This window comes from Roseateles sp. (genome assembly GCF_036404855.1).
Lineage (GTDB): Bacteria > Pseudomonadota > Gammaproteobacteria > Burkholderiales > Burkholderiaceae_C > Pelomonas.
Window position 1 is genome coordinate 18201 of the sequence record NZ_DASWYS010000313.1, and the last position, 23783, is coordinate 41983.

Annotated in this window: 23 protein-coding genes; 19 read left to right on the forward strand and 4 right to left on the reverse strand. The window is 68.1% G+C overall.

The window, feature by feature from the left end; genetic code table 11:
* The first annotated feature begins 47 nt into the window (after positions 1-47).
* From VGF12_RS21020 to VGF12_RS21030, 3 genes are all read left to right on the forward strand, one after another.
* Complete coding sequence (locus tag VGF12_RS21020; protein ID WP_331178002.1) at positions 48-287, forward strand: hypothetical protein; 240 nt, start codon at positions 48-50, stop codon at positions 285-287.
* A complete protein-coding gene (locus VGF12_RS21025) occupies positions 284-835 on the forward strand; it encodes a DUF2478 domain-containing protein (RefSeq protein WP_331178003.1) in 552 nt (183 codons plus the stop codon). The genes VGF12_RS21020 and VGF12_RS21025 overlap by 4 nt, the downstream gene beginning before the upstream one ends.
* A 99-nt stretch (positions 836-934) precedes the next feature.
* Entirely contained in the window at positions 935-1480 is a 546-nt protein-coding gene (locus tag VGF12_RS21030; RefSeq protein ID WP_331178004.1) for a hypothetical protein, read from the forward strand.
* Positions 1481-1535: 55 nt separating this feature from the next.
* Here the strand turns inward: VGF12_RS21030 and VGF12_RS21035 are convergent, their stop codons facing one another.
* The gene (locus VGF12_RS21035) at positions 1536-2174 is read right to left on the reverse strand and encodes a helix-turn-helix domain-containing protein (RefSeq protein ID WP_331178005.1); all 639 of its coding nucleotides are present in this window, start codon (positions 2172-2174) and stop codon (positions 1536-1538) included.
* 123 nt (positions 2175-2297) lie between these two features.
* On the opposite strand from VGF12_RS21035, the gene VGF12_RS21040 reads away from it, so the two are divergent.
* From VGF12_RS21040 to VGF12_RS21075, 8 genes are read left to right on the forward strand one after another with little or no spacing between them, the layout of a single operon-like run.
* On the forward strand, positions 2298-3617 hold the full coding sequence (locus VGF12_RS21040; protein ID WP_331178006.1) for an NAD(P)/FAD-dependent oxidoreductase: 1320 nt from the start codon (positions 2298-2300) through the stop codon (positions 3615-3617).
* Positions 3614-4390 carry a DUF1365 domain-containing protein gene (locus VGF12_RS21045; RefSeq protein ID WP_331178007.1) on the forward strand — a complete coding sequence of 259 codons (777 nt, stop codon included), beginning with the start codon at positions 3614-3616 and terminating at the stop codon, positions 4388-4390. Before VGF12_RS21040 ends, VGF12_RS21045 begins: the two co-directional genes overlap by 4 nt.
* Positions 4391-4392: 2 nt before the next feature.
* Positions 4393-5634 (forward strand): cyclopropane-fatty-acyl-phospholipid synthase family protein, encoded by a 1242-nt coding sequence (locus tag VGF12_RS21050; protein WP_331178008.1) that lies wholly within the window; start codon positions 4393-4395, stop codon positions 5632-5634.
* On the forward strand, positions 5631-6188 hold the full coding sequence (locus VGF12_RS21055) for a chalcone isomerase family protein (RefSeq protein WP_414710171.1): 558 nt from the start codon (positions 5631-5633) through the stop codon (positions 6186-6188). Before VGF12_RS21050 ends, VGF12_RS21055 begins: the two co-directional genes overlap by 4 nt.
* A gap of 11 nt (positions 6189-6199) precedes the next feature.
* Positions 6200-7492 carry an MFS transporter gene (locus VGF12_RS21060; protein WP_331178009.1) on the forward strand — a complete coding sequence of 431 codons (1293 nt, stop codon included), beginning with the start codon at positions 6200-6202 and terminating at the stop codon, positions 7490-7492.
* Positions 7489-8025, forward strand: coding sequence for a DUF3833 domain-containing protein (locus VGF12_RS21065; RefSeq protein WP_331178010.1), 537 nt, complete (start codon positions 7489-7491; stop codon positions 8023-8025). Before VGF12_RS21060 ends, VGF12_RS21065 begins: the two co-directional genes overlap by 4 nt.
* A gap of 5 nt (positions 8026-8030) precedes the next feature.
* Entirely contained in the window at positions 8031-8804 is a 774-nt protein-coding gene (locus VGF12_RS21070) for an SDR family NAD(P)-dependent oxidoreductase (RefSeq protein WP_331178011.1), read from the forward strand.
* Complete coding sequence (locus tag VGF12_RS21075; RefSeq protein ID WP_331178012.1) at positions 8801-9256, forward strand: nuclear transport factor 2 family protein; 456 nt, start codon at positions 8801-8803, stop codon at positions 9254-9256. Before VGF12_RS21070 ends, VGF12_RS21075 begins: the two co-directional genes overlap by 4 nt.
* A gap of 113 nt (positions 9257-9369) precedes the next feature.
* On the opposite strand, the gene VGF12_RS21080 is transcribed toward VGF12_RS21075, so the two are convergent.
* Positions 9370-10278 (reverse strand): LysR family transcriptional regulator, encoded by a 909-nt coding sequence (locus tag VGF12_RS21080; protein ID WP_331178013.1) that lies wholly within the window; start codon positions 10276-10278, stop codon positions 9370-9372.
* A gap of 455 nt (positions 10279-10733) precedes the next feature.
* Here VGF12_RS21080 and VGF12_RS21085 point away from each other — a divergent pair, with 455 nt between their 5' ends.
* From VGF12_RS21085 to VGF12_RS21120, 8 genes are read left to right on the forward strand one after another with little or no spacing between them, the layout of a single operon-like run.
* Positions 10734-13100, forward strand: a complete 2367-nt coding sequence (locus tag VGF12_RS21085) for a TonB-dependent receptor (RefSeq protein WP_331178014.1) — start codon at positions 10734-10736, stop codon at positions 13098-13100.
* Positions 13094-14686: an ABC transporter substrate-binding protein/permease gene (locus tag VGF12_RS21090; protein WP_331178015.1), complete on the forward strand. Its 1593-nt coding sequence runs from the start codon at positions 13094-13096 to the stop codon at positions 14684-14686. Before VGF12_RS21085 ends, VGF12_RS21090 begins: the two co-directional genes overlap by 7 nt.
* Positions 14683-15357 (forward strand): amino acid ABC transporter permease, encoded by a 675-nt coding sequence (locus tag VGF12_RS21095; RefSeq protein WP_331178016.1) that lies wholly within the window; start codon positions 14683-14685, stop codon positions 15355-15357. The genes VGF12_RS21090 and VGF12_RS21095 overlap by 4 nt, the downstream gene beginning before the upstream one ends.
* Before the next feature lie 51 nt (positions 15358-15408).
* Positions 15409-16113, forward strand: coding sequence for an amino acid ABC transporter ATP-binding protein (locus tag VGF12_RS21100; RefSeq protein WP_331178017.1), 705 nt, complete (start codon positions 15409-15411; stop codon positions 16111-16113).
* A gap of 17 nt (positions 16114-16130) precedes the next feature.
* On the forward strand, positions 16131-17366 hold the full coding sequence (locus tag VGF12_RS21105; protein WP_331178018.1) for an FAD-dependent oxidoreductase: 1236 nt from the start codon (positions 16131-16133) through the stop codon (positions 17364-17366).
* A complete protein-coding gene (locus VGF12_RS21110) occupies positions 17363-18094 on the forward strand; it encodes an SDR family NAD(P)-dependent oxidoreductase (RefSeq protein WP_331178019.1) in 732 nt (243 codons plus the stop codon). The genes VGF12_RS21105 and VGF12_RS21110 overlap by 4 nt, the downstream gene beginning before the upstream one ends.
* Entirely contained in the window at positions 18094-19458 is a 1365-nt protein-coding gene (locus VGF12_RS21115) for an MmgE/PrpD family protein (protein ID WP_331178020.1), read from the forward strand. The genes VGF12_RS21110 and VGF12_RS21115 overlap by 1 nt, the downstream gene beginning before the upstream one ends.
* Positions 19455-20699: a dipeptidase gene (locus VGF12_RS21120; protein WP_331178021.1), complete on the forward strand. Its 1245-nt coding sequence runs from the start codon at positions 19455-19457 to the stop codon at positions 20697-20699. The genes VGF12_RS21115 and VGF12_RS21120 overlap by 4 nt, the downstream gene beginning before the upstream one ends.
* Before the next feature lie 139 nt (positions 20700-20838).
* Here the strand turns inward: VGF12_RS21120 and VGF12_RS21125 are convergent, their stop codons facing one another.
* Together VGF12_RS21125 and VGF12_RS21130 are read right to left on the reverse strand one after the other, a co-directional pair.
* Entirely contained in the window at positions 20839-23106 is a 2268-nt protein-coding gene (locus VGF12_RS21125; RefSeq protein WP_331178022.1) for a bifunctional diguanylate cyclase/phosphodiesterase, read from the reverse strand.
* A 213-nt stretch (positions 23107-23319) separates the two neighbouring features.
* Entirely contained in the window at positions 23320-23679 is a 360-nt protein-coding gene (locus tag VGF12_RS21130; RefSeq protein WP_331178023.1) for a metalloregulator ArsR/SmtB family transcription factor, read from the reverse strand.
* Positions 23680-23783 lie beyond the last annotated feature (104 nt).

Here is a 23783-nt window from a genome sequence, read left to right on the forward strand (position 1 = left end):
GTATATTGCGACCATCCTAACGAACGTGTCCCACTCAAGAGGTCTTGATGTTGACGCCCCCTTTCAAACGCAGCGCCGGCAGAGCCGCCGTCATGGACGCGGCGGCGACCCGGGGCCAGCAGGCCGCCGCGATCCGCTGCTGCGAGCATGAGCCCGCGGCGCCGGAGCGTGGCGCGACCGCGCAGCCCCGCGCAAAGCTCCATCAGCTGGACCCGCACCTGCTCTACGCGCTCGATGCCGGCTTCCTCGCCCCTCGGGCGGACCTGGTTCGCCAACGCACGCTATGAGTTCTGATTCGCAAGACGTCTTCGCCGTCAGGTCCGCGGCCATCCTGGACGAAGGCCTGCAACGGGGGCAGGCGGACGCGCTACTGGCCGGCATCGCCTGTGCCCAGCGGCGCGCGGGCCGCCAGGTGCGCGGCCTCGTGATGATCCGCACCGAAGGCGCGGTGGGGTGCGCGGGCGACATGGTGTTGATCGACGTTCACACCCTCGACGAGTACCTGGTCTCGCAGCCGCTGGGCCGCGGTGCCGCGGGCTGTCGCGCCGACCCGCAGGGTTTCGCGCGCGCCAGCCAGGTGCTGCGGGATGCGGCGCTGCAGGCGCCCGACCTGGTCATCTGCAATCGCTTCGGCGGGCTGGAGGCGGAAGGCGCCGGCTTCACGCAGGAGCTGCTGACGTTGATGGCCGCGGGCCTTCCGCTGCTGACGGTGGTGGCGCCCCAGCACTTGGCGGCCTGGGAGCGCTTCAGTGGCGGCACGACGATGCTGGCGGCCGACGCGCAAGCCATCGAGGGCTGGATCGAGCAGGCGCTCGCCGCACCGGAGGCCTCGTGATGGCGCCATCGCCACGACTGTCCCGGTGCGCCTGGCTCGTCGGCACTGCCCCTGGCGCGGCGCCCGTGCCGCGTGGTGGCACTGGACTACAGCCGGCACATGCTGGATCAGCTGCGACAGGACGCCACGGCCGCAGGGGCGGACAACATCATCCCGATGCTGCGAGCCTGGGAGGACGACTGGAGCGACATCCCTGCGTGCGACATCGCCATCGCATCCCGATCGACGCTGGTCGGTGACCTGGGCGACGCGCTGGAGAAGCTGCATGCCCACGCGCGCCAGAGGGTGTACCTGACCTATCTTGTGGGCGGGCACTTCTTCGATCCCGAGATCGGCGCCTTGCTCGACCCGGCCCCGCCGCCGCTGCCGCTGCAGCTGCCGCTGCCGGACCATTTTCTCGTGCTGGGCGTGCTGCATCGCATGGGCATCAGTCCGCGGGTCGACTTCATTGAGACGCCGAGTCGCCTGGCGGGTTGCGAGAACTTCGAAGCGTTCCTCGAGCGGCTGGCCTGGACGCACGGACCCGTGACGGGCAAGGCGCGTCAGCGGCTGCAGGCCTGGTACGAGGCCAACCCGGAACGTGCCGCCCTCGGGGGCAGGCCCATGCGATGGGCCTTCATGGCCTGGAGCCGCCACGGCAACTGAGACGCTCCGCGGCGGTCCGCGCCCTCCGAAGCCCCGGGGGCTTGGCCCGCGCCTTTCAGCGCGGTTCGGCCAGACCGCCAAACGTCGTTGAAGTCACCCAGTCGAGGATCTGCTCGTGGGTGTACTGCCCGGACTCCTTGAGCAGGGCCACGACCGGATCGCAGGCGCGTGCGAACAGCGTGTAGAGCACGAGCTCGGGCGGCAGTTGCGGGTTGAGCTGGCCGCTGGTCTGGGCTTCGGTGATCCAGATGCTGAGGCGGTTGCTTAGGGAGATCAGCCGGTCCATGTAGGCCTCGTTCGACTGCAGCGACGCGCTCAGGCTGGAGTTGTGCGCCGGCAGTGACGGCATCTCGCCTTCCAGCTGCGTCGCCATGGCCCACCGGGTCACGGCCTTGAGCTGCTCGATGGCTGGCACGGGTGCATCGCCTTCGGCGACCTGCTCGGCCCGGCCGCGCAAGGCGTCGACGAAGGCCAGGGCCCGGTCCAGCACGCCCACCATGGCGGCGCCCGCCAGTTCCTCCTTGGAGGGGAAGAGCTTGTACAGGCTGGCCTTGGCCAGGCCGGCCTCGGCCGCGACCTCGTCCACCGTCATCGCGTCATAGCCCTTGGTGGCCAGGAGGCGGTTCACCGCCCCCACGATGGCGTCCTGCCGCACGCGCAGCAGTTGGTCTTTGATGGACGGACGGGCACTCATGGACTGGATTCTAGACCCGCAAGGCCGTCTCGAAAACCCGATGGTGCAAATTTCAGACTGATGGGTTATTCTGTGAACTGACGAGTTCAGATCATGACCTATTCAGTTCAAAAGGGGCCCGCCATGCATCGCATCGCCATCATCGGATCCGGCATCGCGGGCCTGGCCGCGGCCCACCGCATCGCGACGGCTCCGGGCGAACACCGCGTCACGCTGTTTGAGGCAGGCGGCCATTTCGGTGGCCACGCCAACACCGTCGACCTCGAACTCGAAGGCGTGGTGCACGGCGTGGACACGGGCTTCCTGGTCTTCAACCGCCGCACCTATCCGCTGCTGATCCAGCTCTTCGCCGACCTCGGCATCACGCCGGCCGAATCGGACATGTCCTTCTCGGTGCAGGTGCCGCGGGCCGACGGCCAGGCCGGCCTGGAGTGGAGCGGCAGCTCGCTGCGCAGCGTCTTCGCCCAGAAGCGCAACCTGCTCAAGCCGCGCTTCTGGCGCATGCTGGCGGAGATCCTGCGCTTCAACCGCCTCGCGACGACCCTGGCTGAAACCGCGCCGGACGCCACGCTGCAGGGCTCCATCGGCGACTTCCTCGACGCCCAGGGCTTCTCGCCCACCTTCCGTGAGCACTACCTGCTGCCGATGATCGGCTGCATCTGGTCCTGCCCCACCGACCAGATGCTGCAGTTCCCGCTCGGCACGCTGGTCCGCTTCTGCCACAACCATGGCCTGATCCAGGTCACCGACCGCCCGCAGTGGTACACGGTGCGCGGCGGCTCCCGCGAGTACGTGCGCCGCATGGTGGCGCGCCTGCCCGACGCGCGGCTGAACACGCCCGTCCTGGGCCTGCAGCGCTCCGGCCTCCAGGTGCGCCTGCTGACCCAGCAGGGCAGCGAGATCTTCGACGCCGTCGTGCTGGCCTGCCACAGCGACCAGGCCCTGGCCCTGCTCGGCGAAGGCGCCAGCGATGACGAGCGCGCCGTGCTCGGCGCCATCCGCTACCAGCCCAACACCGCGGTGCTGCACGGCGACGTGAGCGTGCTGCCACAGCGGCGCGCGGCCTGGGCCTCCTGGAACTACGAGCGCGCCGGCAGCGAGGCCGCCGAGCAGGCGCAGGTCTGCTTGCACTACCTGATCAACCGCCTGCAACCCCTGCCCTGGCAGCAGGACGTCATCGTGTCGCTGAACCCGGCACGGCCCATCGCGGACCATCTCGTGCACCGCCGCATCGAGTACAGCCACCCCGTGTTCGACCTCGCCGCCCTGCAGGCGCAGCGCCGCGTCCCGGCACTGCAGGGACTGCAGCGCACCTGGTTCGCCGGCGCCTGGTGCGGCTATGGCTTCCATGAAGACGGACTGCGCGCCGGACTCCAGGCGGCAGACGACGTGCTGCAGGCCTTGAGCGCCTTTGTGCCTCGCGACGAGAGGAGTGCCGCGTGAGCACGCCCGCTTCGCCCTGCATCGGCTTCGGCGCCGTCTGGCACCGGCGCCTGCGGCCGGTCGAGCACGCCTTCCGCTACCGCAGCTATTTCCTGCTGCTGCCGCTGCGCAGCCTGCGCGAACACCCCTGCCCCGCGTTGAATCGCAACCGTCGGGGCTGGCTCAGCTTCCAGGACCGTGACCACGGTCAAGGCGGCCACGACGCCCTGGCCTGGTTCGAGCAGCTGCTGCAGGACGAAGGCATCCACGACGCCGACGGCGAGGTCTGGCTGCAGACCTTTCCGCGCGTGCTCGGCTACGTCTTCAAGCCGGTGAGCTTCTGGTATGCCCACCGCGCCGACGGCTCGCTCGCGGCCGTGCTGGCCGAGGTCAACAACACCTTCGGCGAACGCCACGCCTACCTGCTCGCGGGACCGGCGCTGGGCTGGGGCAGGCCCTGCCATGCCAGCAAGGTCTTCCACGTCTCGCCCTTCTGTGGCGTGGGCGGCGAGTACAGCTTCCGCTTCGAGCGCCTGAGCACGGCCGACGGCCAGCCCGCCCACACCGTCGCGCGGGTGGACCTGCACGACGCCCAGGGCCCGCTGCTGCAGACCAGCGTCGGCGGCGCCCTGGCTGCGCTGACGTCCGCCAATGTCCGCCGCGCCCTCTTCGGCATGCCCTTCATGACCCTGGGCGTGATGCTGCGCATCCACTGGCAGGCCGCCCGGCTGTGGATCAAGCGCGTGCCCTTCTTCAGCAAGCCCACCGCCCCCCAGAACTTCGTGAGCCGATAAGCATGAGCACCCCCACCGCCCTCACGGCCTCCCCCCTCCCCGAGTCACCCCCCGTCGCGGCACGCCGGCTGTTGCGGCTGCTGGAGCGGCTGCCTCTCGGCCAGCTGGAGCTGCGCCTGCCTGACGGTTCAGTGCAGATGCTCGGCGCGGGAGCACCTCGCGCCACGCTGACGCTGGCCAACTGGCGCGTCTTCGAGCGCACGCTCAGGGCCGGCGACATCGGCTTCGCCGAGAGCTTCATCGCAGGGGACTGGGACAGTCCCGACCTGACCGAGCTGCTGCGGCTGTGTCTGCTGAACCGGACGCACGTCGAAGGCGTCCTCTACGGCAGTTGGTGGGGCCGCCTCGGCTACCGCCTGCGCCATCTGCTGCGGCGCAATTCGCGCTCAGGCAGCGCCAAGAACATCCATGCCCACTACGACCTCGGCAACGACTTCTACCGACTCTGGCTGGACCCCAGCATGAGCTACAGCGCGGCCTGGTTCGAGGGCCGCGACCCGCGCGGCGCCGACCTCCTGGCCGCCCAGCAGGCCAAGTACCGCCGCGCGCTGCGCGAGGCGCGTGTCGAGCCGGGCCAGCGCGTGCTGGAGATCGGTTGTGGCTGGGGCGGCCTGGCCGAGCTGGCCGCGCGCGAGTTCGGCGCCAGGCTGACCGGCGTCACGCTTTCGGCCGAGCAGTTGCGCTGGGCCGAGCAGCGCATGCAGGCCGCCGGCCTGGCCGACCAGACCGAGCTGCTGTACATGGACTACCGCGACCTGCCGGCGCGCCACGGCCGCGAGCCCTTCGATGCCGTCGTCTCCATCGAAATGTTCGAGGCCGTCGGCCACGAATACTGGGCTGGCTATTTCCAGACCCTGAATGCCTGTCTCAAGCCCGGCGGCCATGCCTGCATCCAGACCATCACCATCCGCGACGATCTGTTTGCACGGTACCTGCGCTCGACGGACTTCATCCAGCAGTACATCTTCCCTGGCGGCCTGCTGCCCAGCCCGTCGGCCTTCGAAGCCGAAGCCCGCCGCGCCGGCTTCGTCGTCGAGAACCGACTGGCCTTCGGGCGCGACTACGCCGAGACGCTGCGCCGCTGGCGCGATGCGTTCGTCGACCAGCTCGACGCCGTGCAGCGCCAGGGGTTCGACCATCGCTTCCAGCGCATCTGGGCCTTCTATCTGGCCTACTGTGAAGCCGCCTTCGACACCGGCAACACCGACGTCATCCAGTTCACGCTGAGAAAGCCCGGCCCATGATGCAGCGCCGCCTCTGCATTCACCTGGCGGCGGCCGCCACCCTGACCCCCATCACCATGCTCCCAGCCTTCGCCGACACCCCCGCCCCTGCCGAAGTCAGCAGCGCCCTGCCCCAGGCCCGCCTGCAGGGCAGCGGCGTGCTGCGCTTCTTCGGCCTGCGCGTCTACGAGGCCCGCCTGTGGACGGCACCCAGCTTCGTCGCCGCGGACTACGCCCGCCAGCCCTTTGCCCTCGAGCTGATCTATGACCGCCGCCTGGAAGGCCAGGCCATCGCAGAACGCTCGGTGGCCGAAATGCGCCGCGTCGGCCCCTTCGACGAGGCGACGGCCAAGCGTTGGCGCAGCCTGATGGTGAAGGCCTTTCCCGACGTCGTGGCCAGCGACCGACTGCTAGGCCTGCACGACGGCCAGGGCGACGTGAGCTTCTTCCACAACGGCAAACTGACCGCGCAGCTGGTGGACGCCGACTACGCCCGCCTCTTCTTCGGCATCTGGCTGTCCCAGCAGTCGTCGGCGCCCGCGCTGCGCGACGCCCTGCTCGGTCTGGCCCGCTGATCCCTCGCGCCATGTCCACGTCCGCCCTTGGCCCCCTGCCCATCGCCTTCGACTGGCGACGCGGGCTGGCCTATGGGAGCCTGAGCGTGCCGCTGGCCTTCGTCTCCCTGCCCCTCTACGTCCACCTGCCCTTCCACTACGCCTCGGTGCTGGGCCTGCCGCTGTCGGTGCTGGGCACGGTGATGCTCGTCGTGAGGCTGTTCGACGCCGTCATCGACCCGGCACTGGGACGGGCCGCCGACCACCTGTTCCGCCGCGGTGCTGCCACCGCGCGATGGGCCGCGGGCCTCGGCAGCCTGGTGCTGGCCCTCGCCTTCACGGCGCTGTGGCATCCCCCCGCCGTGCAGGCCCCCGGGGTGACGGCCTGGTTGGCCGCGGCACTGCTGTTGTGCACCCTGGCCTACAGTGGCGTCAGCATCCTGCACCAGAGCTGGGGCACGCGCTGGGGCGGCGGGCCCGAGCTGCGCGCCCAGGTCACCGGCTGGCGAGAGGGCGGCACCTTGGCCGGCGTGCTGCTGGCCAGCGCCCTGCCCGCCTGGCTGGGCTGGAATGCCACCAGCGCGTCACTTGCCGCACTGCTCGCCCTGGGCCTGTTCGGGCTGAGCCGACTCCCGGCCACGGCCAGTCTGCGCCCCCCGTCCACGTCCCCTGCGAGCGCCGATCGCTCGCCCTGGCGACGGGCCGCCTTTCGGCAGTTGCTGGCCGTGTTCATGTTGAACGGCATCGCCAGCGCCATTCCGGCCACGCTGCTGCCCTTCTTTGTCGCCGACCGCCTCCAGTTGCCGAGCTGGCAGGCGCCGCTGCTGCTGGGCTATTTCGGCGCCGCGGTGCTGGGCCTGCCGCTGTGGGTGCGCGCCACCGCCCGATGGGGCGTCGCGCCGGCCTGGCGCGTCGGCATGGTGGCCAGCGTGCTGGCTTTCGGGGCCACGCCGTGGTTGTCGGCGGGTGACGGCGTCGCTTTCGCGGCCGTCTGCCTATTCAGCGGCCTGGCCCTGGGCGCCGATCTGGCCCTGCCCGGCGCGCTGCTGACGGGCGTCATCCACCAGGGTGGCTCGGGCGGCCGCGACGAAGGGGCCTACCTGGGCTGGTGGGCCTGCGCCACCAAGCTCAACCTGGCGCTGGCCGCGGGGCTGGCCCTGCCCCTGCTGTCGCTCGCCGGCTACCAGAGCGGCGGCGGCAGTGCCGCCGGCCTGCAGGCCCTGGCCTGGGCCTACGGCGGGCTGCCCTGCCTGCTCAAGCTCATGGCCGCCGCCGCACTGCTGCGTGCCGAGCGCCTCAACCCGAGCTGGAAGGACCGCACATGAACATCTTGACTCGCCGCTCCCTGCTGGGTGCCGGCCTCGTCATCGCACTGACCGGTTGCGCCTCGCCGGACGTGAAGGACTATGCGAAGGAAGTGCCCAGGCTCGACCTTCGCAGCTTCTTCAGCGGCCCGCTGAGCGCCAAGGGCATCTTCACCGACCGCTCGGGCCGCGTGGTGAAGCGCTTCACCGTCACGATGGACGCCAGTTGGGAGGGCGACGTCGGCATCCTCGACGAACGGTTCCAGTACAGCGACGGCAGCACGCAGCGGCGCGTCTGGCGGCTGCGCACCCTCGGCCAGGGGCGCTACAGCGGCACGGCGGACGATGTCGTCGGCGAGGCGACAGGCGAGAGCGCCGGCAACGCCCTGCGCTGGAACTACACCCTGGCGCTGCCGGTCGATGACCGCATCTGGAACGTTGCCCTCGACGACTGGATGTTCCTCGTCGACGAACGCACCATCCTCAACCGTTCGGCCATGAGCAAGTTCGGCCTGCACCTGGGCGATGTGACCCTCGTCATCACCAAGGACTGATCGCCATGCCGCTGAATCCCCCGCTGCGAGAATGGCAGGGCCGCTGGGTCTGGGTCATCGGCGCGTCATCGGGCATCGGCCATGCGGTGGCGGCGGCCTTGAGTCGTCAGGGGGCCCGGGTGATCGTGTCGGCCCGGCAGGCCGGGCAGCTGCAGGCCTTCGAGCAAGCGCACCCCGGCAGCGTGGCCTTGCCGCTCGACGTGACACGGCCCGAGGAACTCCGCGCTGCCGCGCACACCGTGCAGACCCTGGGCACCCCGGCCCTGATCCTCTACTGCGCCGGCCACTACAAGGCACAGCAGGCCGTTCAGTTCGACCGCCAGGAGATGGAGAAGCACCTGGCCGTCAACTACGGCGGCGTGCTGCATCTGCTGGAGGCCGTGCTGCCCATGCTGATCGCAGCCGGCCAGGGCCACCTCTGCCTCGTCGGCAGCGTGGCCGGCTATCGGGGCTTGCCGCTGTCGCTGGCCTATGGCCCCACAAAGGCGGCGCTGAACAACCTGGCCGAGAACCTCTACCTGGACCTGCACCCGCTGGGCCTGGGTGTGTCCATCGTCAATCCTGGCTTTGTCGCGACGCCGCTGACCGCACAGAACCACTTCCACATGCCGGCCCTGATCTCTCCGCAAGAAGCCGCCGAGCAGATGATTCGAGGCTGGGCCCGCGGCCGCTTCGAGATGAACTTCCCTCGCCGCTTCACGGCCTGGATGCGCCTGCTGCGCTGCCTGCCCGACGCCTGGTACTTCGCGGCCGTGCGCCGCGCCACGGGAGCCTCATGAACATGCCCGTCCATTCATCCGACTCCCGCACCCGCCAACTGGTAGAGGCCTATGGCGGCCTCACCCGCGAGAACCTGCCCGCGCTGCTGGCGCTGTACGACGGGCAAGCCCGCTTCAAGGACCCCTTCAACGAGGTCAGCGGCCGGATGGCCATCGAGCGCATCTTCACCCAGATGTTCGACGAGTTGCGCGACCCGCGGTTCGTCGTCCTGGTCGCGACATCGGAAGGCAGCAATGCCTTCCTCACCTGGGAACTCCATTTCCTGCGCCAGGGCAATGGCATGCCGATGACGATCCGGGGCGCAACGCATCTGCAGTATTCGCTCGACGGTCTCGTCACCCTGCACCGGGACTACTGGGATGCCGCGGAGGAGCTCTACGCCAAGCTGCCGCTGCTGGGCGCCGTGATGCGCACACTGCGGCGGCGACTGTCCACGCCGCAGAAGACGTAGAGGCCTCAGAGGCCGAGGCCCGAGGGCCTCTTTAAAGCACGCGCCGTCGGCATCGATGTCAGCCGTGCTCGCCTTGGAATGCGGGGTGCGGGGCGCGCTGCCCCTGCCCCGGATCACGCGCGCGCCGTGACCTCCGTGCAGCACTCCTTCAAGCGGTGCAGGAGCAATTCCTCAAATAGGGTCACCTGGGGCGAAGCCGGTTTGAACCGGTTATATGCAACGTTGATATTGATACTCTCCCCGGTCACCAGTGGGCGAATTTCCAATTCAGGAATCAATCCGTCGGAAATTGCGATGGCATCGACGACCGCGACTTCACCCGTTGCGCGACTGAACAGACTGGCAATCAGTCCTGAACGCACCTCCACGCCTTTGTCCAAATCCTCCAGCACGTCGCCGTAGACCTTCTCCTCGCTCAGGCCATACAGCTCCTGGAAGGGGACGGAGATCAGCCGGTGGCCGACCAGGTCGCGGGGGTGGATTTCACGGCGCGCCGCCAGCGGGTGGCCCGGCGCCATGATGCAGACCAGCGGGCAGCGAAAGCGCGCATGGACTTCAATGCTGGGGTGGCTGACCTCGAAGGTGCCGATGCCGATGTCCACGACCTTGTCCGCCACCACGTCGATCAGTTGATTGGGTAACGGCAAGATCACCTTGACCTTCAGATCAGGCGCCTTCTTGATGGTGTCCGCGACGCTCAGTGGCACGACCGTCATGCCCAAGCTCGGCGAGGCGGCCACGTACAGGTTTCCCTTGCTCGGGTCCGCCAGCTCCTTGGACAGCGCGTGGACCTTCTCCACATTGCGCCACAGGTGCTCGACTTCTGAGTAGAGCTCCTTCGCCGCGCTGGTCGGCACCAGGCGTCCCTTGCTGAGCTGGAACAACTTCAGCCCCGTGCGCTGCTGGGTGTGGCTCAGCATCTTGCTGACCGCCGACTGCGAGATGTGCAGCAGCTCCGCCGCGCCGGTGATGCTGCCGGTGAGCATGATGGCGCGAAAGACCTCCATCTGTCGCAGATTCATGAGCGCTGCCTCCCGGTGAGATCCCGCCTCAAGGTCCGGCAAGTGGGGTCGATCCCACGCCTTCCCATGCGGGCCCGGGGCGCCGGCCGCAGGCCGGCGGCTTCGAGATCAATGTGCAAGGCGCCTTCCCATGAGGTCGGATTGCAGGTCGCATCCGTGCCCACGCGCCGGGCGTGGTTCGAGATATCCGCACCGAGTATATACAAATGACGAAATCAACCTAAGGAGCAAAAGTTAAGGCCGCCCCTGAAAAAGTCAATTTTCATCGATCGGGAACGCATTTATCTTACCGGGACCGGGCCGACCTCATTTTCCCAACAAGGCCCGGATAACCGAGCTCGACGAGCGCGAGGCGACACATCATCAAATCGATGCGGTTTAAACCGCCGATTTTCCCAGATCAGTCCGAGCTTCCAAGAAGAGGTATTCAAATGCAGCCAAGCCACAGATTCGCGATGCCGCGACTCGCACTCGCCATCCTCAGCATCACGAGCGCAGGCAGCGCCCACGCGGCCGACGAGACCGAGGCGTTGAGCACGGTGGTGGTCACCGGCACCCGTGCCGCCAACCGCACGGCAGCGGAATCGCTGCAGCCGATCAAGGTCGTCTCCGCCAAGGATCTGGAGCAAAGCGGCAGCAGCGAACTGGGCGAGTCGCTCTCGCGCCTGGTGCCTTCCCTGAATTTCCCCCGCCCCGCCAGTTCCGGCTTCACCGGCATCATCCGCCCGGCCCAGATGCGGGGCCTGGGACCGGACCAGGTGCTGGTGCTGATCAACGGCAAGCGCCGCCACACCAGCGCGTTCCTGAACACCAACGTCACCCAGGGCCGCGGCTCGGCGCCCGTCGACCTGAACACCATCCCCGTCTCGGCCATCGACCATGTGGAAGTCCTCAGCGATGGCGCGTCTGCACGCTACGGGTCGGATGCGATTGCAGGCGTCATCAACATCATCCTGAAGGATGACGCCGAAGGCGGTCAGATCACCGCGAGTCTGGGCCAGACGGGCGAGGGTGACGGCCTGCGGCGCCACCTCAATGCCGACGCCGGCTTCTCGCTCCTGGGTCGCGGCAAGCTGCACGCCAGCGTCGAAGCCAACTCCAACGACTTCACCAATCGCGCAGGCCTTGATCTGCGCAACGTCGGCGCGCCCGGCTACGGCACGACCACCTACCGACTGGGCGATCCGCAGGTGAAGAACGCCAAGCTGCTGGTCAACGCCGACTACAGCTTCGGTGACGGCCTGAGCGCCTATGGCTTCGCTTCATACAACCAGGCCGACGGCGACACGTGGGACGCCTTCCGAAACGGCCGGGCCTCCACCTACGACGCGCAGGCCTACCCTGAGGGCTACCGGCCGCGCCTGCATGCGCGCAGCGTGGACCAATCGTTCGTGTTCGGCCTCAAGGGTGGCCTTGCCGGCGGCTGGAAGTGGGATGCCAGCGCCGACTACGGCCAGAACGAGATCGACTTCTCGACCCGCGACTCACTCAACCGCTACCTGTTCCGCGACACAGGCAGCCGGCAACGGGACTTCGACGATGGCAGCCTGAAGAGCAGCCTCGCCGTCTACCAGTTCGGCCTGAGCAACGCCCTGGCCGTGCCCGGCCTCGCGAATCCCGTGTCGGTGGCGACGGGCGTGGAGTACCAGCACCAGACCTACAAGGAAAGTGCTGGCGAGGCGGCCTCCTACTACGGCACCGGCGTCGAGGGCTTCTCGGGCTTCAAGTCGACTGACAGTGGCAGCTTCCGGCGTGACCTGGTCGGCCTGTACCTGGACCTGGAAACCAACTTCACCGAGAAGTGGCGTTCGTCGCTGGCGGTGCGCCATGACCGCTACAGCGACTTCGGCGGCTCGACCACCGGCTCGGCCTCCACGCGCTACGACTTCACGCCGCAGGTGGCCGTGCGCGGCAGCGTCTCCTCGGGCTTCCGTGCGCCGGCGCTGGCACAGCAGCACTACGCGGCGACCGCCAGTGCGCTGAATACCACCATCAACGCCTTCCAGGACCAGCGCACCGCGCCGGTCGACGATCCGGTCGCGCGCCTGTTCGGTGCCGAGGACCTGAAGGCCGAGAAGTCGCGCAACATCAGCGCCGGGGTGGTCCTGCAGCCCACCAAGACACTCAGCGCGACGATCGATGCCTACCGCATCACCATCGACGACCGCATCACGCTGTCCAGCACGCTGGATGTGCAGAACACCGCCGCCCAGAACTACCTGGTGGCCAACGGCATCCCGAGGGGCCTGTACCAGTCGATCCGCTACTTCACCAATGCGGTGAACACGACCACCACCGGCGTGGACGTGGTGGTCCAGCATCGCTACCGCTTCGAGAACAGCGGTCGCGTCAGCAACTCCCTAGGCTACTCGTACGCCCGCAGCCGCGTGACGGAAGTCAAGCCCAACCCAGCCGTGCTCAGCCAGAACGGACTGACCCTGCTGCGCATCGACCGTCGCGACCAGTACGGCGTGCTCACCGACAGCACGCCGCGCAGCAAGCTGTCGCTGGCCACGGACTACAGCTACGGGGCCTGGGGCCTGCGCAGCAACCTGGTTCGCTACGGCAAGTTCGTCGCGATCAGCAACACCGGTGCGAGCTTCGACCAGACCTACGCCGCCAAGTGGGTGCTCGACCTGTCCGCCAGCTACCGCGGCAACCACTGGGAATTCACCGTCGGCAGTGACAACATCGCCAACGTCTACCCGGACAAGCGCAACGCCGTGAACAACCCCGGTGACCAGAACGTCAGGTACATCTCCTACTCGCCGTTCGGCATCAACGGGGCGTTCTACTACGCCAAGGCCAGCTACCAATGGTGAGAGGCTGCGGGCTCGCCCTGGCTGGCATCCTGGCCCTGGTGCTGAGCACCGGTGCCAACGCCGGGGCCGTGCTGCAGCGCATCGCGGCCAAGGGCGTGCTGAATGTCTGCACCAACGTCGAGAACAGGCCCTTCGCCTACCTCAGCCCGAATGGCGAGGCCCGCGGCTTCAACATCGACTTGGCCGAAGACATCCGTCAACGGCTGTCCCTCGAACTCGGCCAGCCGCTGAAGCGGGAAACCATCGCCACCAGCGGTGCCAACCGCGTGGTGTTCCTCGATCAGGGCAAGTGCGACCTGATCATCACCGGCTTCAGCGTGACCGCCGAACGCCGGCGCCTGGTGGACTTCATCGCGCCGAACTTCTACAGCTCGGGCGCGGTGCTGCTTGCCCGCAGCGACAAGGCCCCGACCAGCTGGGAGAGTCTGCGCGGCCAGGCCGTGTGCAGCAGCCACGGCTCGACCTACAACCAGGCCGTGGCCGAGCGCTACGGTGTGCGCATCCTCGCCTTCGCGGGGCTCACGGAAAGCGCTCAGGCGATGCGCGATGGGCGATGCGTGGGGCAGGTCATGGACGAAGCCGTCGCCCGGCTGCGCCTGAAGGACTCGACGCAGTGGGCGGATTTCTCCATCGTGCTGCCGCCCATCCTCGAAGCCCCCTGGAGCATGGCGATCGCCCACGGCGACCCGGAGCTGCGCGCCCTGCTCAATGGCTATGCGCGGCAGTGGCGCAGCGAAGGCCTGCTGGAACGCCTGGAAACACGGTACGGCCTGCCACACAAACCCGTGCTGCAGGCGTCCGATGAACAGCGTGGCGGCCTGGACGACCAGGGCGTGCCGCGCGTGCTGCATCGGGTGACGGAGGCCTTCCAGCAGCTCTACCAGCGCACCGGCTGGAACTTCACGGTGTTCTACGACAGCTGGTCCGCCGGCCTCTTCTTCGGGGGCATGCTCACCACGCTGGCACTCGCACTGCTCTGCATGGCCGTCTCATGTGTCATCGGCCTGGCGGGCGCGCTCGCCACCCGGGGCCCTCGCCCACTGCGCTGGCTGGTGCTGGGCTATGTCGAGCTGCTGCGCAACACGCCGACGCTCGTGCAGCTGTACTTCCTGTATTTCGGCGTAGGAACGCTGCTGCGCAGCGCCAGTCCCGGCGCCCCAGCGCCCTGGTACGCCGACGCGTTCCCGCTCGCCGCCCTGTGCATCAGCCTGCACTACGGCGCGTTCGCCGTCGAGGTGTTCCGTGCAGGCTTCCATGCGGTGCCGCAGGCCACCCGCGAAGCCGCCCTCTCCCTGGGCTACGGACGCTGGGGGCGTCTGCGTCATGTGGAGCTGCCGCTGGCGCTGCGCGCGAGCCTGCCGGCCCTGGGCAACAACCTCGTGCAGCTGATCAAGGGCACTTCCATCGCCTACGCGGTCGCGGTGCCGGAAGTGCTCTACAGCGCGCAGGAGATCTGGAGCGACCGCAACAACGTGCTTGAGATGATGCTGCTGGTCTTGCTGACCTACCTCGGGTTCATGGCGCTGCTGGTCGTCGGACTGTCGCGCCTGGAGCGCCGCCTGAAGCTGCCGGGGGTCGGACTGTGAACCTCATCGATACGCTGTGGCCCTGGTTGCCGCTCATGGGCCGCGGACTGCTGGTGAACCTGGGCATGGGGGCACTCGCCATGTCGCTGGCATGCGTGCTGGGCACCCTGCTGGGCGCCGCACAGCTGGCCCCGTCCAGGGCCTTGAGCCGGCCGGCCACCTGGCTCACGCAGCTGCTGCGCAATGCCCCTTGGCTGGTGGTGATGTTCTTCGTCATGCAGGCGCTGCCCTACGAACTCCCCATCGGCGCGGGCTGGCCGTTCCCGGCCTGGCTCAAGGCGGTGCTGGCATTGACGCTGCCCGCCACCGGCAACTTTGCCGAGATCGTCCGCGGCGGCCTGCGGGCCGTGCCCCTTGCGCAGTGGGAGGCCGCGACAGCCCTGGGCTACAGCCCGGCGGCGCGGCTGTGGCGCGTGATCCTGCCGCAAGCCATACGGCTCATGCTGCCGCCCGCCATGGGGCTGTACTGCGTCGTCACGATGTCGACGGCACTCGGCAGCCTTGTTGGTGTGAGCGAAGGCCTGAGCGTGGCGCGCGAGGTGCTGGCGGCCGAGGCGCGGACCGAGCTGCTGCTGCCCGTCTATGGCGTCGTGCTGATGGCCTTCTTCGTCTACATCTTCCCCATTTCCATGCTGGCGCGCACGCTGGAGCGCCGCCGCTCAGGCAGGTAGGTGCCCGTGAACATCCGAGATCTCCCTTCCCCGTTCATCGAGCTTCGGGACGTGCGCAAGTCCTTCGGGCCGACCTCAGTGCTCAATGGCGTGGACTTGGCCATCGCTCGCTCGGAGGTGGCCTGCATCATCGGCCCCTCCGGCTCAGGCAAGAGCACGGTGCTGCGCTGCATCAATGCGCTGACACGCATCGATGCGGGCAGCGTGAGGGTCGGCGACACCCGTGTCGACGACCCACGGCTGGATGCCCAGGCACTGCACCGCCGCGTGGGCATCGTGTTCCAGGGCTACAACCTGTTTCCGCACCGCACCGTGCTGCAGAACGTGATGATGGCCCCGATCCAGGTGCTGCGCCGTGAACGTGGCGAGGTGGAGGCCCGGGCGCGCGAGCTGCTCGCCAAGGTGCACCTGGCCGGCAAGGAGAACGCCTATCCCGGCGAGTTGTCCGGCGGCCAGCAGCAGCGAGTGGCGATCGCCCGCAGCCTGTGCATGCAGCCTGAAGTGATGCTGTTCGACGAAGTCACAGCCGCGCTCGATCCGGAGACCGTCAAGGAAGTCCTGGGCGTGATCCAGGAGATCGCTGCCGACGGCATGACCTGCCTGCTGGTGACGCACGAGATGCGCTTTGCGCGCGAGGTGGCCGACTACCTGTACTTCATGGACAAGGGCAAGGTGGTGGAACACGGCGTCGCCAAGCAGGTGTTCGACGCGCCGGTCGATGCCCGCACGCGGGCCTTCCTGGACAAAGTGCTGTGAGTGCTCCACGCCCCCCCTTGCAGTTCGACATCGTGGTGGTCGGCGGCGGCTCGGGTGGCGTCGCTGCCGCGCTCGGCGCCGCGGCTTGCGGCGCGAAGGTCGCGCTGATCGAGGCCTATGGCTTCCTCGGCGGCACCGCCACGGTGGCCGGCGTTCAGGCCTACTGCGGCTTTCACACGCGCGGCGCGCGGCCGCAGCAGGTGGTCGCCGGCGTAGGACAGAAGACCCTGGACGCATTGCAGGCGCTGGGCCACGACGTGGAGCCTAGGCATCAGAGCTCGGGCAACTGGATCATCCTGCTGGACCCGGAGCGGCTCAAGCGCGCCATGGACGGCTTGGTGCGAGATTCGGGCGTGGCGCCGCTGCTGCATTGCCGCGTCGTGGCCGTGCAGGAACGTGCTGGCCGCATCGAGAGCCTGCTGTGCGCCGACCCTCAAGGTCTCTTCGAGGTTCGGGCACGGCAATTCGTGGACGCGACAGGCAACGCCAATCTGGCCGCCCTGGCCTGGCCGGAGCGCATGAAGCCGCGGCGCCAAGCAGCGACGCTGACGGCGCGGCTGTCGGGGTTGGATCCCTCCTGCAGCCACGACCGTGACGACCTGCGCCGTGCAGCACTCGACTACGAGGCGTGCACCGGGGCGCCGCTGGCCCGTCGCAACGGCGGCTACTTCGTGCCCCTGCCATGGAGCGACGCGTGCTGGGCCATGATGGTCGACGTCGAGCTGGACGACTGCTCGGCTGAGAGCCTCACGCGCGCCGAGATGCAGGCGCGCGCCATCGCGCATGACTACCTGCAGTCGTTGCGCCGCTGCGTTCCGGGCTTTGGCGCTGCGCAGCTGGACGTGACCGGGCCGGCGCTGGGTGTTCGAGCCACGCAGCACATCGCGTCGCAATGCGACGCCGTGCTCGAGGACCTGGTCCACGCGCGACGCCACCCCGACGGCATCGCCCGCTCGGGCTGGCCAGGCGAGCTGCACCCGCGCGCGGGTGTCACCGAGTACCGCTGGATCGCCGGCGACGACTGGTTCCACATCCGCTATGGCGCGCTGCAGACCGATGGCGACGGCAACTGCTGGCTGGCGGGCAGCAGCATCGGGGCAGACGACGCCGCGTTCGGCTCGGTCCGCGTGATGGGTTGTGCCTTCGCCACGGGCCATGCCGCGGGGGTTGCCGCGGCGCTGTCGTCTCCCGGGCAGCGCGCACCACTCCCGGTGGTGCAACAGACTTTGATCGAACAGGGAGCCCTGATATGAATCCTCCAACTTCCCCCTCGCCGGCGCGCCGTGTGCTGGTCACCGGTGCCGCCAGCGGCATCGGGCAGGCCGTGGCGCAGGCCTTCCGCGAAGCCGGCGACGAAGTCCTGGGCTGGGACCTGCAAGGCAGTGCAGACCTGGACGCCCCGATCAAGGCCGTGGACATCCGCGATTCGGACTCGGTGCGTGCTGCTGCCGCAGCGCTGGGACGCCTGGACCTGCTGATCAACTGCGCCGGCATCGCCCGGCGCGCCCATGCTGCGACGATGGCCGCCGAGGACTGGCGCGCCGTCATCGACACCAATCTGAGCGGCACGTTCTATTGCTGCCAGGCCGCCTTGCCTGCACTCAAGGCGTCCGGCAACGGCCTCATCATCAACGTGGCGTCCTTTGTCGCCCACCGGTCCGGCCCCGGCCGCGCAAGTTACGTGGCAAGCAAGGCCGGCGTGGTCGGCCTCACGGAGGTGCTGGCGCTGGACTTCGCCGAGCATGGGGTCCGCGCCATCTCGGTGAGCCCGGGCTACACGCGCACGGCGATGGTCGCGAAGGCCCTGGAGGCCGGGCGCCTGAACGAGCAGAAGCTGATTGCACGCATTCCAGCAGGACGCCTGGCGGCACCCGTCGAGATCGGTCAGGCGATCCGCGCGCTGGCAGCGCCCGCGCTGGGATATGCCAATGGGTGCGATTTCGTGATCGATGGCGGCATCATGGCCAATGGGGTGGAGTGATGACGACGACCTTGGATCGACAGTGGGTCGCCAACCACCTGGCCCTGCTCCAACACGCGCCCGGACGCAAGGTGCGCGAAGTGATCGGCGTGCTCCTGGCCGACACGGTGGCCATCGCCAGCCATGCACGGCTCGGGCAGGTTGGCGGCACCCGCGTCGACCGGGCGATGGTCTCGCCACAGGCCGATGGATGCGCGGTCTGGGGCGCGGACTTCCGTGTCGGGCCGGCCGACGCCGCCTTTCTGAACGGCTGCGCCGCCGAAGCACTGGACTTCCAGGAGGTGCTGATCAACCCACGCAACAACGGTCATGCCGCAGTGGTGATCGTCCCCGCCCTGCTGGCCCTGGCCGAGCAGCGCGGCATCTCGGGTGAGCGGTTGCTGAGGGCCTTGTGGGTGGCCTTTGCCGCCAACATTCGCCTCGCCGAGGCCCTGGGTCGCGGGCACCGCGCCGGGAAGGCCGGCTTTCGCACCACGTCCGTGGTGGCGCCCGTTGCTGCGGCTCTGGGCGTCGCCGCCCTGGTCAGCGACGACGTGGAGCTGGCGCTGAACACGGTGGCGATCTGTGCCAGCTCGCTGAGCGCCGGCTTGCTGTCCTCGCTGTCACCGCAGGTGGGCAGCTACAGCCTGGACAAGGACTTCGCCGTGGGCTTCGCCGCCCGTCACCCGGTGCAGGCCCTGCAGCTCGCGCAAGCGGGTGCCGATGGGCCACGCCAGCCTTTGACCGGTGAACACGGCTGGCTGGCAAGCTTCGGTTTGGGCACCGAGCAGCCGCAGCGCCTGTTGGGCAACCCGCTCGAAGCCGACCTGGGCAGCTACGAGATCAAGCCGTATCCGGCGTGTTTTGGCTGCCAGTCCGCCATCACGGCCGCGCTGAGGCTGGTCGAACGGGTGCCGCTCGAGCGCATCGACAGCGTGCGCATCGAGGTCAACCAGGGCAGCGCGAGCTCGCTGTCCACGCGCAGCATCACCAACTCGCTGGCAGCACGATTCAGCCTGCCTTATGCCGTGAGCAGCGCAATGGTGCGACACCGCTCAGGTCTCGGCGACTTCGAAGGCCCCGCCCTGGCCGATCCGGCGGTGCAGGAGTTCATGCGGCGCGTGGACCTGCGTGCCAGTGTCGAGCTGACGGCCAAGCAGCAGGCCACGGGCGGCTTCCCCGCGATCGTTCGAGTGTTCAGCGACGGCACGGAGATCGACGTGCAGATGTGCGAAGGCCCGCAGGACGGCCTGGACGCCGCGGCGCGCCAGGCACTGTTCAGCGCCAAGGTCGGCGCGTTGTGCTCGGCACCGATGGCCGAACGCCTCTTGGCGCTGGCTCGCGAGCCCGAGCGGGTGGCCGCCTTGCTGTTCCAGTCGCCATGAGTCTGCGTCCCCTGATCGCGACGCTCGCCCTGCTCGCATGCCTTCCCTCGAGCGGAGCGCCTGTGTCGGAGGCGGCACTGGCACTGCACGGGCGCGTCATGGTGCTGGACAGCCACATCGACACGGCAAGGCAGCTGGAACGACCGGGCTGGAACATCCTGGAACGCCACGACACCGCCCGTGACCTCTCGCAGGTGGACTGGCCACGCCTGATTCAAGGCGGGCTCGATGGCGCCTTCTGGGCCATTTACACGCCGCAGGGCAGTCGCGACCTGCAGGGGCGGGCCGCAGCGGCCCAGCATGGCCTGGCGCAACTGATGCGGCTCAACGACCTGGTGGCGCGCCACCCCCGTCAGTTCGGCCTGGCGCTGAACAGCGCCGATGCACGACGGCTTGCCGCTGCGGGCCGGCATGCGGTGTTCATCAGCATGGAGAACGCCGAGCCCGTGGCGTCCGACCCCGCGCTGCTCGACACCTACCACCGGCACGGACTGCGCATGCTCGGACTGGTTCACGCCAGCAACAACGCGGTGGCCGATTCGGCCACCGCAGCGCCCGAGTGGCATGGCCTGAGCCCCGTGGGGCGACAGCTGGTGCGTCGCGCCAACTGTCTGGGCATCCTGCTGGACGCATCCCACGCCTCGGATGAGGTGTTCGACCAGTTGCTGGAGACATCGGCCGCCCCGATCGTGCTGTCGCATTCGGCCAGTCGCGCCATCACCGAACACCGACGCAACCTCGACGACGCGCGCCTCTTGAGGCTGGCCAAGAAGGGGGGCGTGATGCAGGTGACGCTTTACAGCAGCTACCTGTCTGCGCAGAAGGACGATCCGCGGCGCGCGGCGCTGTTGCAGCCTCTGTACGCGCAGATCCGGCGCATGGCGGCGCTGCAGCCGGCGGAGTTCCAGGCGTTGGCGGAGCAGATCGGCGAGGTCGAGCGGCGCTATCCCAAGGCCCGGGCAAGCCTGGACGACTTCATGAAGCATCTGCTGCATGTGCTCAAGCTCGTCGGCCCCGCCCACGTCGGCATCGGTGCAGATTGGGATGGCGGTGGCGGCGTCGCAGGCCTGGAAGATGTGTCGGAGCTGCCGCGCATCACCGAGCGGCTCATGGATGCCGGCTACAGCGAAGCGGAGATCGCGGGCATCTGGGGCGGCAATCTCATGCGGGCTCTGGACAGCGCGCAGGCGTTCCCGAGATCGGATTCAGCGGGGGACTGCAAGGCGCCAGGCATCCCCTGAACGGTGCTGTCGCGCTGCCAAGCGGTCAGCCGCCTTGGGCGGCCTTGCCAGGCACACACATCGGGCACTCGATCAGTGCATCGACTGCCCTGCAGACGTACGGCGGCGGCAACGTCCTGGGCCGTGACGCGACATCCGATCAGGTGAAGACTTGCCCCTTGCCGGCGCGCTTGCCGCGCAGCATGACATGATCAGCGCGGGCGATGAGTTCCTGCGGCCCCTCGGCCTCGTCAAACGCTGCGATCGTCACGCCGACCGTCACACCCACGGTGATCGTCGCTCCTGAGTCCAGTTCGACGGGCTCCCGGACGGACGCAACCACGCGATCCAGCACGGGTCGCCAGTCGTCGCCCTCCACACAGACCAGCACGAGGGCGAACTCGTCGCCACCCAGCCGGGCCGCCGTGTCCGATGGCCTAACCGCCGCCACGAGCCGCTGGGCGACCGACCTGAGCAGATGATCCCCTGCTGCGTGGCCATGCTGGTCGTTGACTGGTTTGAAGCCGTCCAGGTCGAGATAGCAGATCGCCGTCTGCTTTTGCTGTCGGCGCGCCACGCCGAGGGCCTGAGCGAGCCGGTCGTGCAGCAGCACGCGGTTGGGCAACTGGGTCAACGGGTCGTGCGACGCAGCATGCACCCAGCTCTCCAGGGATTTCTTCGTTGCAGTGATGTCGACGAGCATCACGAAGAGCTCGGAGGGCGAGAAGGGCACCGCCCCGAAGTCGACCCAGACGAGCTCGCCGGCCTTGCTTCGCATGCGGAGCTGCGAGCGGTAGTACCCGGTCTTTCTAAGGGATTCGTAACCCTCGACCCCGACCTCCCGATGGGCGGCCTGGTCCCAGTAGAGGTCGCTCACTGCCCTGCCCTGCAGCTCGCCTTCGCCGTAGCCCAGGAGGCGTTCCAGCGCGCGATTGCGCCAGGTGATGGTCCGGTTCTCGATCTTCGCCATGCCGACCAGATCGGTATCCAGCATGGCGGCTTGTTCGCGCATCAGGCGACGCTGACTTGTGACATCCCGGGAAGAGCCAAAGACGAAGAGCTGGCCGGCGATGTCTGCCATGCTCAGCTGCAACTCCACGTCGATGACCTGCCCGTCGTCGCGGCGGTGCTGCACGTCGACCCGCTGACGATCGCCCGGCTTGACCTTTGCGAGCCACGCGTCAATGCTGGCCTCGTCCTGGTTCGGGTCCCAACTCGCAATGTGCCGCCCCAGCAGCTTCTCGCGAGAGGACTTGAGCATCTCGGCGAAGGAATCGCTCATCTCCACCAGACGGCCGGTGCGGTCCATGATGTGGATGCCGTCGCCCGCGGTGCGCAGCAACGCCTGGATGCGCTTGCCCTGCTCTGCCAGATCCTGAATGACTGCTTCGACACGCCGATGCGCTCGCTGGACCTTCCATGTCGCCCCGACGACCAGCATCCAGACCAGCGCCGCCAGGGCCACCACGGTCACGGCCTGCTGACGCCATGTCCCGAAGAAGCGCTCGTTGTTGATGCCTGCCAGGACCACCAGAGGCCAGGACTCCAACTTGCGGTAGGCTGTGGTTCGCACTTGCGCATCCACGGCGGTCCGTGACACGAAGCTGCCTGCGCTGGGATGGGCGGCCAAGGCCTTGCGCAGCTCCTGGGATACCGAGGTATCGCCGGGCACCCCCTGAGAGGGGCTCTCGGGCGAATAGCGCGCGACGAGCCGATGGTCGTCCCTTCGAAGCGTGATCGCATCCAGGGGTTCGATACCGTACTGCTGGAACATGCGCCGGAAATGCTCCGTGCCGATGCTCGCGTAGAGCATGCCGGCAAATCGGCCCGCCGAACGCACGGGATGCGCGAGCGTGACCACCCAGTGGCCCGAAACCTTCGACTTCAGCGGCCCGCCAATCACTGTGACGGGCTTGGGCTGCGCCTTCACCTGATGGAAATAGTCCCGATCGGAGAGGTCCTGCCCTGTGCCGTCCGTCTCGCTTGCACCCCAACGGATCAAGCCATCGGCATCGGTGAGCCGGAATGCCTCAATGCTGCTCAGCAGCTCGTATCGGGAGCGCAGGATCTCGTTGATCGTTGCATCGGGGAGGGCTCCCGAACGCATCAACCGCTCCAACTCGGAGGCTGTGGAGCGCAGCACGCCATCGACGCGGTCGATCTCAATCTGAATATTCAGTTGCGCAACAGAAGCCAGGCCTTCTGCCTCATTGCGCGCGTCATTCTGGAACTCGCGATGGGACCTGTCCAGGACGAACGTGACCAGGGCACACAGGAGGAGTGCCAGCGCGAGATTGACCCCGACGAGCCATCTTCCTGTTCTGCGCCGTCGATTCGCGGCCCTGTCAACGAGATCTTGAGGATCGCTAAGCGGCATGTCGCAGAGGGTGCCTGCCCGCACCGGAGGCCCTGCCTCATGTGCGTGCATCCCCAACTTGTTGGTCTGTCCTTCGTGGATTCAGTCCAGTCTACCGGAGCAGCGATGCATCGCCATGCCATTCAACCGTGCAGGACGCAGGCAGTAGGCAAGAGGGCGCGTCCTCGCTAAGGCCTTCAGGCCGCAGGACTGGCACACCGCCTCGCCGGCGGGCGACCGCGGCCACGACCACGGCTAACGGCCCCGCCGCATTGAGGCGGCCGGTCAACCGACCCGACGCGACGCCTTGGCGCCTTTCAGGAAGGTGTTGCGCTGCGCTGCGGCCCGCTCCAGTTGCCGGCCGATGCTGCCGCACACGAGGTCACAAAGCGCGTAGACCGATTCGTCCGCGATGCTGTAGTAGACGGCGGACCCCCGCGATTCGCGGGTGACCAGGCCCTGCTGCATCAGCACCGAGAGGTGCCGCGAGATGTTGGCCGACGTGAAGCCGCAGGCCTGGGCGATCTCCCCCACGTTGCGCTCGCCCCGGCGCAGCAGGTTGAGGATCTGCAGTCGCGTGGGCTCGGACAACGCCTGGAAATAGGCGGCAACTTGCTGAAGGGCTTCGTCGGGCAGGTCCTGCATCGCGAGACATGAACTGGGGGGCGGGGGCCCATCATGCCCGATTTGCGTGGAAGGCATCTGCTTGCTCATGCTTGCGATTGACTATTTAGCTACTTAGTTAAATA

Coding starts and splice junctions, on each gene's coding strand:
- VGF12_RS21020 (WP_331178002.1), top strand. CDS start 48: ATGTTGACGCCCCCTTTCAAACGCAGCGCCGGCAGAGCCGCCGTCATG.
- VGF12_RS21025 (WP_331178003.1), top strand. CDS start 284: ATGAGTTCTGATTCGCAAGACGTCTTCGCCGTCAGGTCCGCGGCCATC.
- VGF12_RS21030 (WP_331178004.1), top strand. CDS start 935: ATGCTGGATCAGCTGCGACAGGACGCCACGGCCGCAGGGGCGGACAAC.
- VGF12_RS21035 (WP_331178005.1), bottom strand. CDS start 2,174: ATGAGTGCCCGTCCGTCCATCAAAGACCAACTGCTGCGCGTGCGGCAG.
- VGF12_RS21040 (WP_331178006.1), top strand. CDS start 2,298: ATGCATCGCATCGCCATCATCGGATCCGGCATCGCGGGCCTGGCCGCG.
- VGF12_RS21050 (WP_331178008.1), top strand. CDS start 4,393: ATGAGCACCCCCACCGCCCTCACGGCCTCCCCCCTCCCCGAGTCACCC.
- VGF12_RS21055 (WP_414710171.1), top strand. CDS start 5,631: ATGATGCAGCGCCGCCTCTGCATTCACCTGGCGGCGGCCGCCACCCTG.
- VGF12_RS21060 (WP_331178009.1), top strand. CDS start 6,200: ATGTCCACGTCCGCCCTTGGCCCCCTGCCCATCGCCTTCGACTGGCGA.
- VGF12_RS21065 (WP_331178010.1), top strand. CDS start 7,489: ATGAACATCTTGACTCGCCGCTCCCTGCTGGGTGCCGGCCTCGTCATC.
- VGF12_RS21070 (WP_331178011.1), top strand. CDS start 8,031: ATGCCGCTGAATCCCCCGCTGCGAGAATGGCAGGGCCGCTGGGTCTGG.
- VGF12_RS21075 (WP_331178012.1), top strand. CDS start 8,801: ATGAACATGCCCGTCCATTCATCCGACTCCCGCACCCGCCAACTGGTA.
- VGF12_RS21080 (WP_331178013.1), bottom strand. CDS start 10,278: ATGAATCTGCGACAGATGGAGGTCTTTCGCGCCATCATGCTCACCGGC.
- VGF12_RS21085 (WP_331178014.1), top strand. CDS start 10,734: ATGCCGCGACTCGCACTCGCCATCCTCAGCATCACGAGCGCAGGCAGC.
- VGF12_RS21090 (WP_331178015.1), top strand. CDS start 13,094: ATGGTGAGAGGCTGCGGGCTCGCCCTGGCTGGCATCCTGGCCCTGGTG.
- VGF12_RS21110 (WP_331178019.1), top strand. CDS start 17,363: ATGAATCCTCCAACTTCCCCCTCGCCGGCGCGCCGTGTGCTGGTCACC.
- VGF12_RS21115 (WP_331178020.1), top strand. CDS start 18,094: ATGACGACGACCTTGGATCGACAGTGGGTCGCCAACCACCTGGCCCTG.
- VGF12_RS21120 (WP_331178021.1), top strand. CDS start 19,455: ATGAGTCTGCGTCCCCTGATCGCGACGCTCGCCCTGCTCGCATGCCTT.
- VGF12_RS21125 (WP_331178022.1), bottom strand. CDS start 23,106: ATGCACGCACATGAGGCAGGGCCTCCGGTGCGGGCAGGCACCCTCTGC.
- VGF12_RS21130 (WP_331178023.1), bottom strand. CDS start 23,679: ATGCAGGACCTGCCCGACGAAGCCCTTCAGCAAGTTGCCGCCTATTTC.